Below are 1,391 nucleotides of genomic sequence, written 5' to 3'. Positions count from 1 at the left end.
CGAATATCTATCGTTCTTTTTGTTGAAACGGGGGAGTCCATATAAGAGACTATGGCGTCAATAGTTAATTTTTGACGCTATCTTTATCCCACATTGCGCCGTCTCTTAGCATTGAATTGAGTGTCACAACCATCTTTCTCATGCAGGCAACTATCGCTACTTTTTTAGGTTTTCCTGCCGCAAGTAATCGTTCATAAGTAGCCTTAAATACAGGGTTGCATTGGATAGCCGACATCATTGCCATGTACATGACTGTTCTAACTTGAGGCCGACCTCCTTTTATCATCCGTTTGCCTTTGAAGCGTCCGCTCTCTCTTGTTATAGGTGCGACGCCAATGAGAGAAGAGGCTTGCTTGTTAGTGATAAAACCGAGTTCGGGTACATTGCTAATTAGGGAGGCGGCTAGGATCTTTCCTACGCCAGGCATGCTTTGAAGGATGGTGTTCTTAGCTTGATATTCAGGGCAGCTCTCAATCAGCTTTTCTATCTTTGCCTCTACTTTTTCAAGCTGATTTTTTAGAGCGGTTAGAATCGGAGTAATAGTCGATGAGATGTTCTTGGGTAATATTTGTAGTCGGTTTCTTTCCATGGTTTGTATGGTGAGTAGTTGGTTCCGCCTCGTGACTAAGTCACTCATAAGGCGTATGTTTTCGCTTTTTAGCTTGGTAAGTTCGGGCTGAACTCGTTCGGCATAATGTGCGATGAGTTCGGCATCTAAACGGTCGTTCTTAGCTCGTTGACCAATGGCTTCAGCAAATCTTTTAATACGTAGTGGATTGGCAACGACATAAGGCAATTTGGCTTTATCACAGGCGAGTATGAAGGGCATTTCTAATCGACCTGTAGCCTCGATGACGACGCGTTGAGGTTTGTGTTTCTTAATTGCTTTGATGGCATCGCTGATGCCTTTATCGGTGTTTGGTACGGTGAAGTAAATGTCGAGTGGACGGATATAGATATCTAATTGTGACTTACCAGTATCAACGCCAACATTAATGTTTTGAAGTGTGTTTGTATTCATAATAAGCTAACTCTTGCTTGCAAATGCGGGCTCGAGACCCAGAAGACTATTCGAGTGTGGTGCTTGGAGTTCTATCTGACGTTAGTACTTGTTATCGGTCTCTCAATCGAGGAGCCACTGTTCAATCGAACTACCAGATAGAAGAACTTTAGTTGCAGCTAAAGTCTGGGTCTCACCTTACCCGATTGGAGTGCTTATTATCCATACAAACTGTTCAAGAGGGATTCGCAACGCGTGGCATTTTCATTATGCGTTGGTTTAAGTGATTGGATGGTGTGCGGTAACTTTTGTATTGCGTTGCTCACCCCTTAACAGGGCTACATGGATTCCCCCGGTTGTCAAACATCCGCTAAACTTATGTTGATGGGTT

Annotated in this window: 1 protein-coding gene; it reads right to left on the bottom strand. The window is 43.6% G+C overall.

What is annotated here, in order from left to right:
• Positions 1-64 precede the first annotated feature (64 nt).
• Positions 65-1,021 (bottom strand): IS110 family transposase, encoded by a 957-nt coding sequence (locus JC606_RS23105; protein ID WP_198779540.1) that lies wholly within the window; start codon positions 1,019-1,021, stop codon positions 65-67.
• Between the last annotated feature and the right edge of the window lie 370 nt (positions 1,022-1,391).

Origin of the sequence: Vibrio sp. IB15 (assembly GCF_016406055.1) — a bacterium.
Classification (GTDB): domain Bacteria; phylum Pseudomonadota; class Gammaproteobacteria; order Enterobacterales; family Vibrionaceae; genus Vibrio; species Vibrio chagasii.
This window is presented reverse-complemented; position numbering and strand designations above follow the sequence as displayed.

Coding starts and splice junctions, on each gene's coding strand:
- JC606_RS23105 (WP_198779540.1), bottom strand. CDS start 1,021: ATGAATACAAACACACTTCAAAACATTAATGTTGGCGTTGATACTGGT.